Source organism: Streptomyces sp. NPDC020597 (assembly GCF_044335095.1).
Classification (GTDB): domain Bacteria; phylum Actinomycetota; class Actinomycetes; order Streptomycetales; family Streptomycetaceae; genus Streptomyces.
In genome coordinates, this window is record NZ_JBIRUL010000009.1 from 249801 (window position 1) to 263640 (window position 13840).

The 13840-nt window shown below is 73.1% G+C and carries 16 protein-coding genes; 7 read left to right on the plus strand and 9 right to left on the minus strand.

Features of this window, described 5'->3' with window-relative positions; all coding sequences use genetic code 11:
- Positions 1 to 217: 217 nt before the first annotated feature.
- Together aroA and ACH4ZA_RS18575 are read left to right on the plus strand one after the other, a co-directional pair.
- Positions 218 to 1489: a 3-phosphoshikimate 1-carboxyvinyltransferase gene (aroA, locus tag ACH4ZA_RS18570; RefSeq protein ID WP_319282069.1), complete on the plus strand. Its 1272-nt coding sequence runs from the start codon at positions 218 to 220 to the stop codon at positions 1487 to 1489.
- Positions 1486 to 2118, plus strand: coding sequence for a GNAT family protein (locus tag ACH4ZA_RS18575; RefSeq protein WP_319282066.1), 633 nt, complete (start codon positions 1486 to 1488; stop codon positions 2116 to 2118). The genes aroA and ACH4ZA_RS18575 overlap by 4 nt, the downstream gene beginning before the upstream one ends.
- Before the next feature lie 90 nt (positions 2119 to 2208).
- Here ACH4ZA_RS18575 and ACH4ZA_RS18580 read toward each other — a convergent pair whose 3' ends face one another.
- Complete coding sequence (locus tag ACH4ZA_RS18580) at positions 2209 to 3009, minus strand: sugar phosphate isomerase/epimerase family protein (protein ID WP_319282064.1); 801 nt, start codon at positions 3007 to 3009, stop codon at positions 2209 to 2211.
- Between the two features lie 293 nt (positions 3010 to 3302).
- Between ACH4ZA_RS18580 and ACH4ZA_RS18585 the strand changes: the two genes are divergently transcribed.
- On the plus strand, positions 3303 to 3686 hold the full coding sequence (locus tag ACH4ZA_RS18585; protein WP_398430366.1) for a hypothetical protein: 384 nt from the start codon (positions 3303 to 3305) through the stop codon (positions 3684 to 3686).
- A gap of 873 nt (positions 3687 to 4559) precedes the next feature.
- On the opposite strand, the gene ACH4ZA_RS18590 is transcribed toward ACH4ZA_RS18585, so the two are convergent.
- Positions 4560 to 5750, minus strand: coding sequence for a LacI family DNA-binding transcriptional regulator (locus ACH4ZA_RS18590; RefSeq protein ID WP_398430475.1), 1191 nt, complete (start codon positions 5748 to 5750; stop codon positions 4560 to 4562).
- Between the two features lie 157 nt (positions 5751 to 5907).
- Here ACH4ZA_RS18590 and ACH4ZA_RS18595 point away from each other — a divergent pair, with 157 nt between their 5' ends.
- Genes ACH4ZA_RS18595 through ACH4ZA_RS18605 form a run of 3 tightly spaced genes read left to right on the plus strand, consistent with a single transcriptional unit; the run spans position 5908 to position 9052 of the window.
- Entirely contained in the window at positions 5908 to 7065 is a 1158-nt protein-coding gene (locus ACH4ZA_RS18595) for a Gfo/Idh/MocA family oxidoreductase (protein ID WP_319278269.1), read from the plus strand.
- Positions 7062 to 8216 carry a dihydrodipicolinate synthase family protein gene (locus tag ACH4ZA_RS18600; protein WP_398430368.1) on the plus strand — a complete coding sequence of 385 codons (1155 nt, stop codon included), beginning with the start codon at positions 7062 to 7064 and terminating at the stop codon, positions 8214 to 8216. The genes ACH4ZA_RS18595 and ACH4ZA_RS18600 overlap by 4 nt, the downstream gene beginning before the upstream one ends.
- A complete protein-coding gene (locus ACH4ZA_RS18605) occupies positions 8213 to 9052 on the plus strand; it encodes a sugar phosphate isomerase/epimerase (RefSeq protein ID WP_057574548.1) in 840 nt (279 codons plus the stop codon). Before ACH4ZA_RS18600 ends, ACH4ZA_RS18605 begins: the two co-directional genes overlap by 4 nt.
- 92 nt (positions 9053 to 9144) lie before the next feature.
- Here ACH4ZA_RS18605 and ACH4ZA_RS18610 read toward each other — a convergent pair whose 3' ends face one another.
- The 4 genes from ACH4ZA_RS18610 to ACH4ZA_RS18625 all read right to left on the minus strand — a co-directional run bounded on the left by ACH4ZA_RS18610 (position 9145) and on the right by ACH4ZA_RS18625 (position 10244).
- Positions 9145 to 9405 carry a Txe/YoeB family addiction module toxin gene (locus ACH4ZA_RS18610; protein ID WP_398430370.1) on the minus strand — a complete coding sequence of 87 codons (261 nt, stop codon included), beginning with the start codon at positions 9403 to 9405 and terminating at the stop codon, positions 9145 to 9147.
- Positions 9402 to 9674 (minus strand): type II toxin-antitoxin system Phd/YefM family antitoxin, encoded by a 273-nt coding sequence (locus ACH4ZA_RS18615; RefSeq protein ID WP_398430372.1) that lies wholly within the window; start codon positions 9672 to 9674, stop codon positions 9402 to 9404. Before ACH4ZA_RS18615 ends, ACH4ZA_RS18610 begins: the two co-directional genes overlap by 4 nt.
- 151 nt (positions 9675 to 9825) lie before the next feature.
- A complete protein-coding gene (locus ACH4ZA_RS18620; protein ID WP_319278274.1) occupies positions 9826 to 10086 on the minus strand; it encodes a hypothetical protein in 261 nt (86 codons plus the stop codon).
- Positions 10083 to 10244: a hypothetical protein gene (locus ACH4ZA_RS18625; protein ID WP_319278276.1), complete on the minus strand. Its 162-nt coding sequence runs from the start codon at positions 10242 to 10244 to the stop codon at positions 10083 to 10085. The genes ACH4ZA_RS18620 and ACH4ZA_RS18625 overlap by 4 nt, the downstream gene beginning before the upstream one ends.
- Before the next feature lie 295 nt (positions 10245 to 10539).
- Between ACH4ZA_RS18625 and ACH4ZA_RS18630 the strand changes: the two genes are divergently transcribed.
- A complete protein-coding gene (locus ACH4ZA_RS18630; protein WP_398430376.1) occupies positions 10540 to 10821 on the plus strand; it encodes a GntR family transcriptional regulator in 282 nt (93 codons plus the stop codon).
- An 89-nt stretch (positions 10822 to 10910) separates the two neighbouring features.
- Here ACH4ZA_RS18630 and ACH4ZA_RS18635 read toward each other — a convergent pair whose 3' ends face one another.
- The 3 genes from ACH4ZA_RS18635 to ACH4ZA_RS18645 all read right to left on the minus strand — a co-directional run bounded on the left by ACH4ZA_RS18635 (position 10911) and on the right by ACH4ZA_RS18645 (position 13828).
- Positions 10911 to 12122 (minus strand): hypothetical protein, encoded by a 1212-nt coding sequence (locus tag ACH4ZA_RS18635; protein ID WP_398430378.1) that lies wholly within the window; start codon positions 12120 to 12122, stop codon positions 10911 to 10913.
- Positions 12123 to 12512: 390 nt separating this feature from the next.
- A complete protein-coding gene (gene rbsD, locus ACH4ZA_RS18640) occupies positions 12513 to 12902 on the minus strand; it encodes a D-ribose pyranase (RefSeq protein ID WP_319278284.1) in 390 nt (129 codons plus the stop codon).
- Positions 12899 to 13828: a ribokinase gene (locus ACH4ZA_RS18645; protein WP_398430380.1), complete on the minus strand. Its 930-nt coding sequence runs from the start codon at positions 13826 to 13828 to the stop codon at positions 12899 to 12901. The genes rbsD and ACH4ZA_RS18645 overlap by 4 nt, the downstream gene beginning before the upstream one ends.
- Positions 13829 to 13840 lie beyond the last annotated feature (12 nt).

Consider the following 13840-nt stretch of genomic DNA (forward strand, 5'->3'; position numbering starts at 1 on the left):
CGGCCCCCGACCCGCCCGCGGGCTCGTGCGCCGAACCGTTCGGCGCCCCGGCCGCGGACCCGCGCTCACCCGCCGCCGGATCGCCGCGGACCAAGCCGTCGATCCGCAACCGACCCGCCGTCGACCCGGCCGTTCACCCGGAGGGAACCGTCTCGACGCTCGTCCATCCCGTGGACGTACCGGCACCGCGGCCGCGCGGCGCGGGATCATGAGGGGCATGGTCCTCGTCGACATCCCCGGTTCCAAGTCCATCACCGCCCGCGCCCTGTTCCTGGCCGCGGCCGCCGACGGCGTCACCACGCTGCAGCGCCCGCTCCGCTCCGACGACACCGAGGGCTTCGCCGAGGGCCTGACCCGGCTCGGTTACCGCGTCGGCAGGACGCCGGACGCCTGGCAGATCGACGGCCGTCCGCAGGGGCCGGCGCTCGCCGAGGCCGACGTCTTCTGCCGGGACGGCGCGACCACCGCCCGCTTCCTGCCGGCCCTCGCCGCAGCCGGCCACGGCGTGTACCGCTTCGACGCCTCCGCGCAGATGCGCCGCCGCCCCCTCCTCCCGCTCACCCGCGCCCTGCGCGACCTGGGCGTGGACGTGCGCCACGAGGAGGCGGAGGGCCACCACCCGCTGACCGTGCGGGCGGCCGGCGTCGAGGGCGGCGAGGTGGTGCTGGACGCCGGCCAGTCCTCCCAGTACCTGACCGCCCTCCTCCTGCTCGGCCCGCTGACCCGCACCGGCCTGCGCGTCACCGTCACCGACCTGGTCTCGGCGCCGTACGTGGAGATCACGCTCGCGATGATGCGGGCGTTCGGGGTGGAGGTCGGGCGGGAGGGGAACACGTACGTCGTCCCGCCCGGCGGCTACCGCGCCACGACGTACGCGATCGAGCCGGACGCGTCCACCGCGAGCTACTTCTTCGCGGCGGCCGCGCTGACCGGCGGCGAGGTGAGCGTGCCGGGCCTCGGCGAGGGCGCGCTCCAGGGCGACCTGGGCTTCGTGGAGGTGCTGCGGCGGATGGGCGCCCGGGTCGACGTCGGCGCGGACCGCACGACCGTGGCGGGGACCGGCGAACTCCGGGGCGTCACCGTCAACATGCGGGACATCTCCGACACCATGCCGACCCTCGCCGCGCTCGCCCCCTTCGCCACCGGCCCGGTGCGCATCGAGGACGTGGCGAACACCCGCGTGAAGGAGTGCGACCGGCTGGAGGCCTGCGCGGAGAACCTGCGGCGGCTCGGCGTCGAGGTGGCCACCGGCCCCGACTGGATCGAGATCCGCCCCGACGCGGACGGCTCTCCCTCCGCCGGCGCTCCCACGGGCGCCGACGTCAAGACCTACGGCGACCACCGCATCGTCATGTCGTTCGCCGTGACGGGACTGCGCGTCCCCGGAATCTCGTTCGACGACCCGGGCTGCGTCCGCAAGACTTTCCCCGGTTTCCACGAGGCGTTCGGGGAGCTGGCGAAGGCACTGCGGAAGGACGTCGTCGGGTGACTTTCACACTGGAGGGGCCGTTGCTCGAGGGCGCGCTGGTGCGCCTGGAGCCCCTGGAGCACGGGCACGCGGCCGGACTCGCGGCGGCGGCCGAGGAGAACCGGAAGACGTACGCCTTCACCTGGGTCCCGCGCGCGGACGAGATGGGTGACTACGTCGACGCCCAGCTCGCCCGCGCGGCCACCGGCCGGCTCGCGCCTTATGCGCAGACATCCCTCGCCACCGGCCAAGTGGTCGGCGCGACCGCCTACCTGGAGCCGCGTTCCTGGCGGGGCGACGGACAACTCGACGCCGTGGAGGTCGGTTACACCTGGCTGGCCGGCTCCGCACAGGGCACGGGCATCAACGCCGAGGCCAAACTGCTCCTCTTCCGGCACGCCTTCGAACAGTGGGGCGTCTCCCGGGTGGACCTGAAGACGGACGCCCGCAACAGCCGCTCCCGGGCCGCCATCGCGAGCGTCGGCGCCCGCTTCGAGGGCGTCCTGCGCAACTGGTCCCGGTCCTGGGCGCCGGGCGAGGACGGCCTCCTGCGCGACTCCGCGATGTTCGCCGTCACGGCCGACGAATGGCAGGACTGCGAGCGGCGGCTGGTGCAGCGGGTGGCGCGGTTCCTGCCGGCGCCACGGTGAGCACCGCCACGGACGCGGCACGGTGCACACCGTGAGGGACGCGGCACGGCGCTCCGACCGGCCCGGGGCGGCCCTGCCCTCGGCCCGGCCTCACGCCGAGTCGTTCAGCAGCCGTCCGAGGTGTTCGCGTCCGGTGTCGAGGAGTGTCTCCAGCGGGGCGGCGGCCTCGTACCAGCGTTTCTCGTACTCCCAGCACAGCCAGCCGTCCCACTCGTGGCGCGTCAGCACCTCCACGCACTCGCCGAGCGGCAGCACTCCGGCGCCCAGCGCCAGCGGGGTCGTGTCGTCGGCCGACGCGATGTCCTTGACCTGTACGTAGCCGAGGTACGGGCCGAGCGCCGCGTACGTGTCCTGCGGCTGCTCGCCGCCCAGCCAGGTGTGCATCACGTCCCACAGCGCGCCGACCTGCCGGTGTCCGACGAGGCCGAGCACGCGGGTGGCGTCCGCGCCCGTGCGATGGGAGTCGTGGGTCTCCAGCAGGACCCGCACGCCGAGGTCGGCGGCGAACTCGGCGGCGACGGCGAGCCGTCGGGCGGCGACGGCGTCGGCCTCGGCGGGGGACTGACCGTCGGCGCCGCCGGGGAAGACACGGACGAAGGGCGCCCCGAGGTCGCGCGCGAGTCCGGCGAGGGCGCGAACCTCCTCGATGACGGCCTCGTCGTCGCCCGGCGCGGCGACCCGTGCGTAACCGGCGAGGCCCAGCACCTCGACGCCGGCCGCCTTGAACGCGGCGGCCGCCTCGGACCGCTCGTCGGGACTCAGCCCCGGATGGACCGGCTCCTCGGGATGGGCGCGCAGTTCCACGCCGTGATAGCCGTGCGCGACCGCGAGCCGCAGCACCTGGGGAAGGGGCAGACCGGGGACACCGAGGGTGGAGAAGGCGAGCTTCATGCCCCCACTCTCACCCGGGCGGTGGCGCGGGTCCAGTGGGGCGGAAGATCGCTGAATTGCGGGACGGTATCGACCGGGCGATCCTGGGATCGCATCCGTATGCGAGCACACCGGGTCGATCGCGGGTGCTGCGTCTGGAGAAGGACGCCGGGATCGTCACCCTGCCCTTGCGTCGAACCCTCGTGCGGCAACGCCCCTCGTGCTCGTGTGCGCCACCACCCAGTGACCCTTGCGCCGTGACGCGCCGCGCCGCGCCGTGACGCGATCGGGCGAGGGCGAAAGAGGGAGAGGCCATGAGCTTTGACGGTGAGTTCACGTTCTGCATGCACAGCTCCGGACTGCCGACGCCGGCACAGGCCCTGGAGTCCGCCGGAGAGGTTCTCGAGTTCCTCGAAGAGGTCCACCACGCGGCGGAGGCGGCGGGGGGAATGGAGATCACGCTGGCGGCCTTGGAGGCGGCCGGATTCGCCGGGTTCGGCGGCGTCGCCGCGGAAGCGGCCGCCGTGACGGCCGCGGCGTACGCCGGTGCCGTCGCCGGGTGTCTCCTCGCGGCGACCGGTGCCACGATCTTCGATCTGCTGTCGCAGACGGAGCACAGCTCCGGTGTGGTGCAGGACGTGGTCGTCGCGGCCAACGACCAGGGCGTGGCCGTGCCGGACGGATTCGCGGTCGCGTGACCACCCCGGAGTCGTAGCCCGCAGGCAGCGGCCGACCAGGCCGCCCGGTGGGGCCGACGCCCGCGCGCAGCGCGCCTGCGAGCGGCCCGCCTCCCGGCCGACCGCCCAGAACCCCGACACGACGCCCGCTGCTCAGCCGCCGCGAACTGCCATCCCCGCCCGGCCGCCGCGAACCGACGTCGAGACCGGCCGTCCGCGTACTGCGCCCCGCCCGGCCGCCGCGAACTAACGTCGAGACCGGCCATCACGCCCGGCCGCCGCGTGCTGGCCGCCGCGCCCGGCCGCCACGTCCGGCCGTCGCGCCCGGCCGCCGTGTGCTGCCGCCCCGACCGGCCGTCGCGCACTGCCGTCGCGCCCGGCCATCACGTCCGGCCCTCGCGCCCGGCTGCCGTGTGCTGCCGCCCCGACCGGCCGTCGCGCCCGGCCGCCCCGTCCGGCCCTCGCGCCCGGCTGCCGCGTGCTGCCGTCACGCCCGGCCGCCCCGACCGGCCGCCCCGACCGGCCGCCCCGACCGGCCGTCGCGCCCGGCCGCCGCGCCCGGCCGTCGCGCCCGGCCGCCACGTCCGGCCGTCGCGCCCGGCTGCCGTGTGCTGCCGCCGCGCCCGGCCGTCGCGCCCGGCCGCCACGTCCGGCCCTCGCGCCCGGCCGCCGTGTGCTGCCGTCGCGCCCGGCCGCCGTGTGCTGCCGTCGCGCCCGGCCGACGCGTTCTGCCGCCCCGCCCGGCCGGCCGTCGCGTGCTGTCCCCCGACCGGCCGCCGCGAACCGACGTCGAGACCGGCCGTCGCGCCGGGCCGCCGCGAAATCTGACGTCCGACGGACCGCCGTTTCCGCACGGCATCCCGAACCCGGTCCGCCGGTGAGTCGGAGGCGGCGTCAGCCTCTGGGCGCCCCCGAGGACCCCCGCACCATCAACTCGCCCCGCACCATGGCGATCCCGCCGGGCGGCGGCTCCTCGCGGCCCATGGCGATGCGGCCCGCCCGTGCTCCCGCCTCGGCCAGCGGCAGCCGCACGGTCGTCAGGGACGGCACCACGTCGATGCTGAAGGGCAGGTCGTCGAAGCCGGCCACCGAGACGTCGTCCGGGATGCGCAGGCCCGAGTCGCGCAGGGCGGCGCAGGCGCCTAGGGCGACGGAGTCGTTGGCCGCCACCACGGCCGTCAGGGACGGGTCCCGGCGCAGCAGTTCCAGCGTCGCCTCGTAGCCGGCCCGCCGGTCGTAGGGCCCGTGCACGGTCCAGCGCGGGTCCTCCTCGACGCCGGCCGCGGCCAGCGCCTCGCGGTGGCCCTCCAGCCGGTGCCGGGTGGTCGTGCGCTCCTCGGGCCCGGCGATGTAGCCGAGCCGCCGGTGTCCGAGGCCGAGGAGGTGCTCGGTCAGCTCCCGCCCGCCGCCGCGGTTGTCGAAGGTCAGCGCGATCGCCGTGGTGTCCGGCGCCGGCGGGCGCCCGCACAGCACCACGCGGGTGCCCGCCTCGCCGAGCTTGCGCAGCTTGGCCGCGACCGCCGTCGCGTGCGGCTCGTTCTCCACGGCCCCGCCGGTCAGCACGACGGCCGCGGCCCGCTGCCGCTGGAGCAGCGTCAGATAGGTCAGCTCGCGTTCGGGCGAGCCGCCGGTGTTGCAGACCACCGCGAGCCGTTCGCCGCCGGCCCGGCCGCCCGGCCCCCCGATCTCCGACTGGATCGCGCTCGCCATGATCCCGAAGAACGGGTCCGCGATGTCGTTCACCAGGATGCCCACGAGGTCGGAGGTCGCGGCCGCCAGCGCGCTCGCCGGTCCGTTCAGCACGTAGTCCAGCTCGTCGACCGCTCGCAGCACCCGATCCCGGGTGGAAGCGGCGACGGGGTAGTTGCCGTTCAGCACGCGCGACACCGTCGCGGGCGAGACCTGCGCGCGGGCCGCCACGTCCGCCAGGGTCACCGTCATCTCGTCAGTCCTCCGGTCACGCATCTCGTCGTACGTCGTCATCCGCCCTGGTGGACCGCGGTGTGATGAGCGCGGTTCCGGGCGTGTCGAGCAGACCTTACGGCCCGGAACCCCTGTTGTTCGCCCCCTCGAACAACTCGGGATGGACACGGTCTTGTCCGGACCACCGGTCAGAGGCTAGCTTCTTCCTGTATAGAAAGCGCTTGCTGTAACGCTGATCAGGAATGAGGCGTACGCGGCGCGCACAACCGCGTACGGAACGCGCAGGCACGCTGCGCACGACGCCTACGAAGGGATCGACGTGACACGCAAGACGGTGCGTATCGCCATGAACGGCGTGACCGGGCGCATGGGCTACCGCCAGCACCTGGTCCGCTCCATCCTGGCCCTCCGCGAACAGGGCGGCCTCGACCTCGGCGACGGCACCGTGCTGTGGCCGGAGCCGGTCCTCGTCGGTCGCCGGGAACACGCCCTGAGGGCCCTCGCCGAGCAGCACGGCCTGGACCCGCGGAACGTCTCCACCGACCTCGACGCGGTCCTCGCCGACCCGACCGTCGAGATCTACTTCGACGCCCAGGTCACCTCCGCCCGCGAGGAGGCGATCAGGAAGGCGGTCGCCGCCGGCAAGCACATCTACACCGAGAAGCCCACCGCCACCGGCCTCGCCGGGGCCCTGGAGCTGGCCCGGCTGGCCACCGCCGCGGGCGTCAAGCACGGCGTCGTCCAGGACAAGCTGTTCCTGCCGGGCCTGCTCAAGCTCAAGCGCCTCATCGACGGCGGCTTCTTCGGCCGGATCCTCTCCATCCGCGGCGAGTTCGGCTACTGGGTCTTCGAGGGCGACTGGCAGGCCGCCCAGCGCCCGTCCTGGAACTACCGCGCGGAGGACGGCGGCGGCATCGTCGTCGACATGTTCCCGCACTGGGAGTACGTCCTGCACGAGCTGTTCGGCCGCGTGAAGTCCGTCCAGGCGCTCACCGCCACCCACGTCCCGCAGCGCTGGGACGAGCAGGGCAAGCCCTACGACGCCACCGCCGACGACGCCGCCTACGGCGTCTTCGAGCTCGACGGCGGGGCCGTCGCGCAGATCAACTCCTCCTGGGCCGTCCGAGTGAACCGCGACGAGCTCGTCGAGTTCCAGGTCGACGGCACCGAGGGCTCGGCCGTCGCCGGACTGCGCAACTGCCGCGTCCAGCACCGCTCCGCGACCCCCAAGCCGGTCTGGAACCCCGACATCCCCGCCACCGAGGTCTTCCGCGACCAGTGGCAGGAGGTCCCCGACAACGGCGAGTTCGACAACGGCTTCAAGGCCCAGTGGGAGCTGTTCCTCAAGCACGTCTACGCCGACGCCCCCTACCACTGGGACCTGCTGGCCGGCGCCCGCGGCGTCCAGCTCGCCGAGCTCGGCCTGAAGTCCTCCGCCGAGGGCCGCCGCCTCGAGGTCCCGGAGGTCACGCTGTGACCCTCCAGCTGCCCGACGCGAGCGGCGCCCTGCGGACCTACGAACCCCGCACCGAGCCGCTCGCCCTCACCGCCGGCGCGCCCTTCACCTCCCGGACGGTCTACTCGGCGGCGCACGTCGTCGCCGACCCCTTCGCGGACGTCTCGCCGGACTCGCCCGCCGCGGTCGACTGGGACGCCACCCTCGCCTTCCGCCGCCACCTGTGGTTCCACGGGCTCGGCGTCGCCGAGGCGATGGACACCGCCCAGCGCGGCATGGGCCTGGACTGGGCGGGCGCGGCCGAACTGATCCGCCGCTCCGCCGCCGAGGCCAAGGCCGTCGGCGGGCGCATCGCCTGCGGCGTCGGCACCGACCAGCTCACCGCCGGCGGGACGCTCGCCGAGGTCCGCGCGGCCTACGAGGAGCAGCTCGCCCTCGTCGAGGCCTGCGGCGCGCGCTCCATCCTGATGGCCTCGCGCGCCCTGGCCGCGGCGGCGACGGGCCCCGAGGACTACCTGGACGTCTACGGCCACCTGCTGCGCCAGGCCTCCGAGCCGGTGATCCTGCACTGGCTGGGCCCGATGTTCGACCCGGCGCTGGACGGCTACTGGGGCTCGTCCGACCTGGACGCGGCCACGGACACCTTCCTCGAGGTCATCGCCGCCCACCCCGACAAGGTGGAGGGCATCAAGGTCTCGCTGCTGGACGCCGGACGCGAGATCGACATCCGGCGCAGGCTGCCGCAGGGAGTGCGCTGCTACACCGGCGACGACTTCAACTACCCGGAGCTGATCGCGGGCGACGAGCAAGGTTTCAGCCACGCCCTCCTCGGCATCTTCGACCCGCTCGGCCCCTTGGCGGCGGAGGCGGTCCGCGTCCTCGACACGGGGAACGTAACGGGTTTCCGTTCGTTGCTGGACCCGACGGTCGAACTCTCCCGCCACCTCTTCCAGACCCCCACCCGCTTCTACAAGACGGGCGTGGTGTTCCTGGCCTGGCTGGCGGGACACCAGTCGCACTTCACGATGGTCGGCGGCCTGCAGTCGGCCCGTTCCCTCCCGCACTTCGCCCGCGCCTACGAACTCGCCGACGGTCTGGGCCTGTTCCCCGACCCGAAGCTGGCCGAGGAGCGGATGAGGAACCTGCTCGCCCTGTACGGAGTGTCCCAGTGAGCGACCCGGATCTGACCCGCTTCTCCATCAACCAGATGACGGTGAAGCAGCTGTCGCTGCCCGAACTGGTCGCCGCCTGCGGTGACCTGGGCGTGACGAACGTCGGCCTGTGGCGCGAGCCGGTGCAGACCTACGGCGTGGAGGCGACCGCGAAGCTGGTCAGCGACGCGGGCCTGACGGTGACGACCCTGTGCCGCGGCGGCTTCCTGACCGCGATCGACCCGGACGCGCGGGCGGCGGCCCTCGCCGACAACCGCCGGGCGGTCGACGAGGCGGCGGCCCTCGGCACCGAGGTGCTCGTCCTGGTGTCCGGAGGCCTGCCCGCCGGGTCCAAGGACCTGCACGGCGCCCGTGAACGCATCGCGGACGCCCTCGCCGAACTCGGCCCGTACGCCGAGGAGCACGGGGTGAAGCTGGCCATCGAACCGCTGCACCCCATGTACGCCGCCGACCGCTGTGTGGTCTCGACGCTCGCCCAGGCCCTCGACCTGGCCGAACGCTTCCCGGCCCACCAGGTCGGCGTCACGGTCGACACGTACCACATCTGGTGGGACGACCAGGCGCCCGCACAGATCGCCCGGGCAGGTGCGGGCGGCCGCATCCACACCTTCCAGCTCGCCGACTGGACGACGCCGCTGCCCGAGGGCGTGCTGACCGGCCGCGGCCAGATCGGCGACGGCGCGATCGACATGCGTGAGTGGCAGGGCTACGTGGAGGCGGCCGGTTACACGGGCGCGATCGAGGTCGAGCTGTTCAACGACGGCCTGTGGGCGCGGGACGGCCGCGAGGTCCTGACGGAGACGGCGGAGCGGTTCCTGGCGCATGTGAACCGGTAGCCCCCCGTCACCAGAGGGATCACCGTCCCGGACCACACGGCCCACCGGGTCCGGGACGGCCCGAGGGCCGCTCGTGTCGCTGCGGCGAGCGGTCAGCCGTAGTGGTACCGGGCCTTGAGGGCCACGACGGCCTTGTCCTCCACGGCGTACACCAGACGGTGCTCGTCGTTGATCCGGCGGGACCAGAACCCTGACAGCTCGCCCCTCAGGGGCTCCGGCTTGCCGATCCCGGCGAAGGGATCGCGTCGGCAGTCGTCGATCACCTTCGCCAGACGGCGGCACGTCTTCGGATCGGTCGTCGCCCAATACGCGAAGTCGTCCCATCCGTCGGGAGTGAAGCGGATGTCTCTCACCCCTCGCCCTCCGCCGCGGCGTACAGCTCGTCGACGGTCTTCTCGACGGATTCCCCGGCTTTGTAGGCTGCGACCGCCCTCATCAGGCGCGCCGCGTTGGCGGGGGACCGCAGGAGGTACACGGTTTCCTGCCATGCCCGGTAGTCATCGGCGGACATCAGTACCGCGTCGCCCGACCTGGAGGTGATCTCCACGACGGTGTGGTCGTTGTTGACCTGCTCGATGAGAGGGAACAGGGTCTTCCTCGCCTCGCTGGCACTTATCGACATCGTGGACTCCTCTTCTCATGCCGGTACAAGAAAACGGTACCAGTAGTGGTGCGAGTTTTCGGTACCAGAAGCGGCCGTCAGGGGACGGTGCCTTGCCGCGGGTGCCGTGCGACGGCCGCTGGGACGTGCGGTGCCCGCAGGCTCTTCCCCGTCAGCGCTCCCTGTCCGCCGCCATGATGCCGACGCATTCCTCGAGCGCGGCGTGCAGCGACGGTACGAACGCGGCGAGTTCGGCGTCGGACGACCTGCCGGCCTTCAGCACGGCCCCGACGACCGTCACCAGGACGGCGGAGGCCTTCAGCGCGTGCGCGTCGGCCAGTTCCTCCAGCACACCGCCGGGTCGCGTGAGCACGAACGCCTCCTTGCCGGTGGCGGGGTCGACGCCGACGCTGCGGAAGCGCCGCGCGCTCACGCGGCGACCTCTGCCGGGACGTAGTCCTGTCCGAGGGTGGCGAGGACCGCCGCGCGCCGCCGTTCCCGCTGCTCACGCCCGCGGTCCAGGGCGTCGCGTTCGCGTTCCCAGACGGCGAGGTACGGCCTGACCAGCGGCAGACCGTCGACGAGGATCACGTCACCGGGGCACGGTCGCGCCGGGCACGGGGGAACGCACGGCGGGGCGGTCCGGAACGCAGGCCCGCCGGGTGCGCGGTGCGCTCCTCGGGGCGGCAGGAACAGGCTCAGGATCGCGGCAAGTAGGCTGCGCACAGGTCGACTCCTTGGGTCGGCTGAGCCCCGGCACGGAAGCTCTGACCCTTCCCGCCGGGGCGCTTTCATTGGGCGATCCTCATCGTATCGGCTTGTATCGCTTCGTAGCGAGACGTATCCCAAAGTGTGGATAACACTCCCATTGCCTAGCGTCGACTCTATGAATCCCGACGCTGAGATCGACCATGGAGCGCCGCTGACCCCGTACCGGCAGCTCGCCGAGATTCTGCGGGCGCAGATCCGGCGCGGCGACTGGCAGCCCGGGCGGATGCTGCCGAGCGAAGCTCAGCTCGTGCAGAGGTACGGCATCGCGAGGACGACCGTGCGGCGAGGACTCGGCCTGCTGGCGGACGAAGGCTGGGTGTACGCCGTTCCGCAACGTGGCTGGTTCGTCTCCGACCCCCTGCCGCCCGCCCCCGGGGCGCCCGCGCCGCCTGCCTAGTGCCGCCGGCTCCGGGAGTGACGAAGGGGCCGCCCCCGCCGGTGTGAGCGGTGGGCGGCCCCGGTGACGTCAGGGCGTGACGTGGCGGATCAGTCGGGCAGGCGGTCCAGCAGCCAGGTGCACAGCTCCTCGGTGATCCCGGTGTGCGGCGTGGTCGCCGACGAACAGACGAATTCGTCCAGCTCGCTGTCGTCCGGGGACAGTTCGTCGACCTTCGCGTACAGGTCCGCCTGCGTCTCGAAGTCACGGATGGCGACCGCGCTCACCGACGGCACGAAACAGACCTCCTCGTGCCGCAGGTCCACCGTGCCGCCGAGCTTCTCCATCGCGTCGGCGAGGATCTTGTACGTGTGCAGGGTGCCGCCGGGCGCGCCGTCCAGCTCCGGGAAGCCGTCGGTGGTGATGGTGTCGTCGGCTTTGGGGAAGCGCCGGTTCAGGTAGGCGACCGTCACGTCGTCGCCCTGGGCCTGTGTGTAGAAGGTGGTGCCCGGGTAGATCCGGTCGATCCGCAGCGCGATGTCACCGGGCGCGACGTCCGGCAGGCCGATCCCGTCGCCGCGTCCGTTGGCGATGGCGATCGTGCGCGGGATCCGCGGCCAGCCGCCCACCCGGTCGAGCGCCGCCAGGAACTCGGTGCGCTCCGGGGCGACGCCGATCTTCCCGGTGTCCTTGTCGTAGTGGCGCCACAGCATCTGACGGGCCGCCGGGCTGTCCATCTGCTTCGCGAAGTCGTTGGCGAACGGGATGAAGTACGAGAACGCCTGCACGCCGATGGGGATGGAGGCGCCGCGGTGCGGGCTGTCGTACGAGAAGTACAGCGCGGTCTGGTGGTGCATCCGCTGCGTCTCGAGCTTGGCCAGCGCGTAACGGGTGACGATGCCGCCCATGCTGAACCCGCCGACGACCAGAGGGGCGTCGCCCTGCTTCTCGGCGTTGGCCCGCATGATGGCGGCGATGGCGGCTTCCGCGTTTTCCAGGATCGACGCGGACCGCTCCTCGAACCCGAGCAGGATCACGTCCCTGCCGCGTCGGCGCAGTTCGCTGATGAAGGGGTAGCCGCCCTCCAGCCCTTGGTACAGCTTGTCGAGCTCGCTGCGGCCGAGGTTGAAGCCGTCGGCCATGATCACGGGACGGACGAGATTGCCGGGGGTGGTGTTGCCCTCGCCCCGGAAGATCCAGGCGAAGCCGTTCGGCAGGGGCCAGTCCTCGTGGTCCGGTACCGCGACCGGGCTGGCGGGTGCGGCGGTGACGGCGGCGCCGAGGGTGAAGGCGCCGACGTTGGGCTCGGCTGTCTCCGACATGATCGTTCTTCTCCTTGGGAGAGGGGTGGTGGACGACCACATCATGGGGGGCGATTTGCCCGGATCACCCGTTTGACCAGCGCGGTTCATTACAAGTGATGCAATGAGCCCGGCAGGTGTTTGATGCGTCTGGCATGTGCCTTCGGCCTGTTCTGTTCGCTCCGCTGTTCGCACCGCTGTGGGCGTCGCACGCGTTGTCAGAAATTTTCCGGAAGCCGTGCAACCGTTGCCGCCGGACGCGTGTCGTACACGGCATCAGGGCTTCTGGAGGGGGATCCGGGGGGATCGCGGGGGTTCTGATACGGAGGGGAGAAGCCGAGGGGGCCTGGTCGACAGACCAGACCCCCTCGAAGCTTTTCCCGCCGGCCGGCGGGCCGCCGTGGACGGATTTCAGAAGAACACCCCGCACCGGAGCAGCACGTTCGCGTACGGCCGGGCCTCGCCCGTGCGCACCACCAGCCGGGCTCCGGCCGACAGCTCCTTCAGCTCCTCGTGCGAGACGTACGACAGCGCCCGGAAGCGGCCCGCCAGCAGTCCGGCCGCCGCCGGGTTCGCGTCCCGGACCTCCTCCGCCGCCGTCGCCCCCTCCACGACCAGCTCGTCCAGCAGCCCGTCGAGCACCTCCGCGAACGACGGCACCCCCGCCCGGAAGGCCAGGTCGACGACCCGGGGCCCGTCCGGTATCGGCATGCCGGCGTCGCACACCAGCACCCCGTCGCCGTGCCCCAACTCGGCCAGCGCCCCGGCGAGATGACGGTTGAGGATCCCGGCCTTCTTCACCGGACGTCACCGTCCCCGGAAGCGAGCGCCTCGACCTCGTCCGCCGTCGGGAACGACTCCTGCGCGCCCCGCCGGGTCACGGCGACCGCCCCGACCCGCGCCGCGTACGCCGCGGCCTCGGCCAGGGACGCGCCGGTGCCCAGCTTCCACGCCAGCGCCGCAGTGAAGGAGTCGCCCGCACCCGTCGTGTCGACGGCGTCCACCTTCACCGGCGCCACCCGCTCGACGCCGCCGTCCGCCGACGCCACCAGCGCGCCCTGCGCCCCCAGCGTCACCACCACCGACCTCGGTCCCTTCGCGAGCAGCAGTCGGGCCCATCCCTCGGGCGACTCGCCGGCGGCGGCCTCGCCGAGGAGCACCTTCGCCTCGTGCTCGTTGACGATCAGCGTGTCGCAGGCCGCGAGCAGCACGGCGGGCAGCGGACGCGGCGGGGAGGGGTTCAGCACGAAGAGGCTGCCCGGCGCCAGGGCCGCCGCCACCGCCACGACCGTCTCCAGCGGGATCTCCAGCTGCGCCGAGACCACCCGGGAGCTGCCGAGGAGTCCGGTCGCGGCCTGCACGTCCTGTGGGGTCAGCCGCCCGTTCGCGCCGGGCGACACCACGATGCTGTTGTCGCCCGACGGGTCCACGGTGATCAGCGCGACGCCGGTGGGCGCCCCGCCCACCAGGACGCCCGCCGTGTCGACCCCGGCCGCCCGCTGCGAGTCGAGCAGCAGCCGGCCGTGCGCGTCGTCGCCGACCCGGGCCAGCAGGGCCGTGCGCGCGCCGAGGCGGGCCGCGGCGACGGCCTGGTTGGCGCCCTTGCCGCCGGGGTGGACGGCCAGGTCGGAACCGAGCACCGTCTCCCCGGCCGCCGGCCTGCGCTCGACGTCGATCACCAGGTCGGCGTTGGCCGACCCCACGACCAGGAGGTCGTAGTCGTACATGGAAGAACTCCC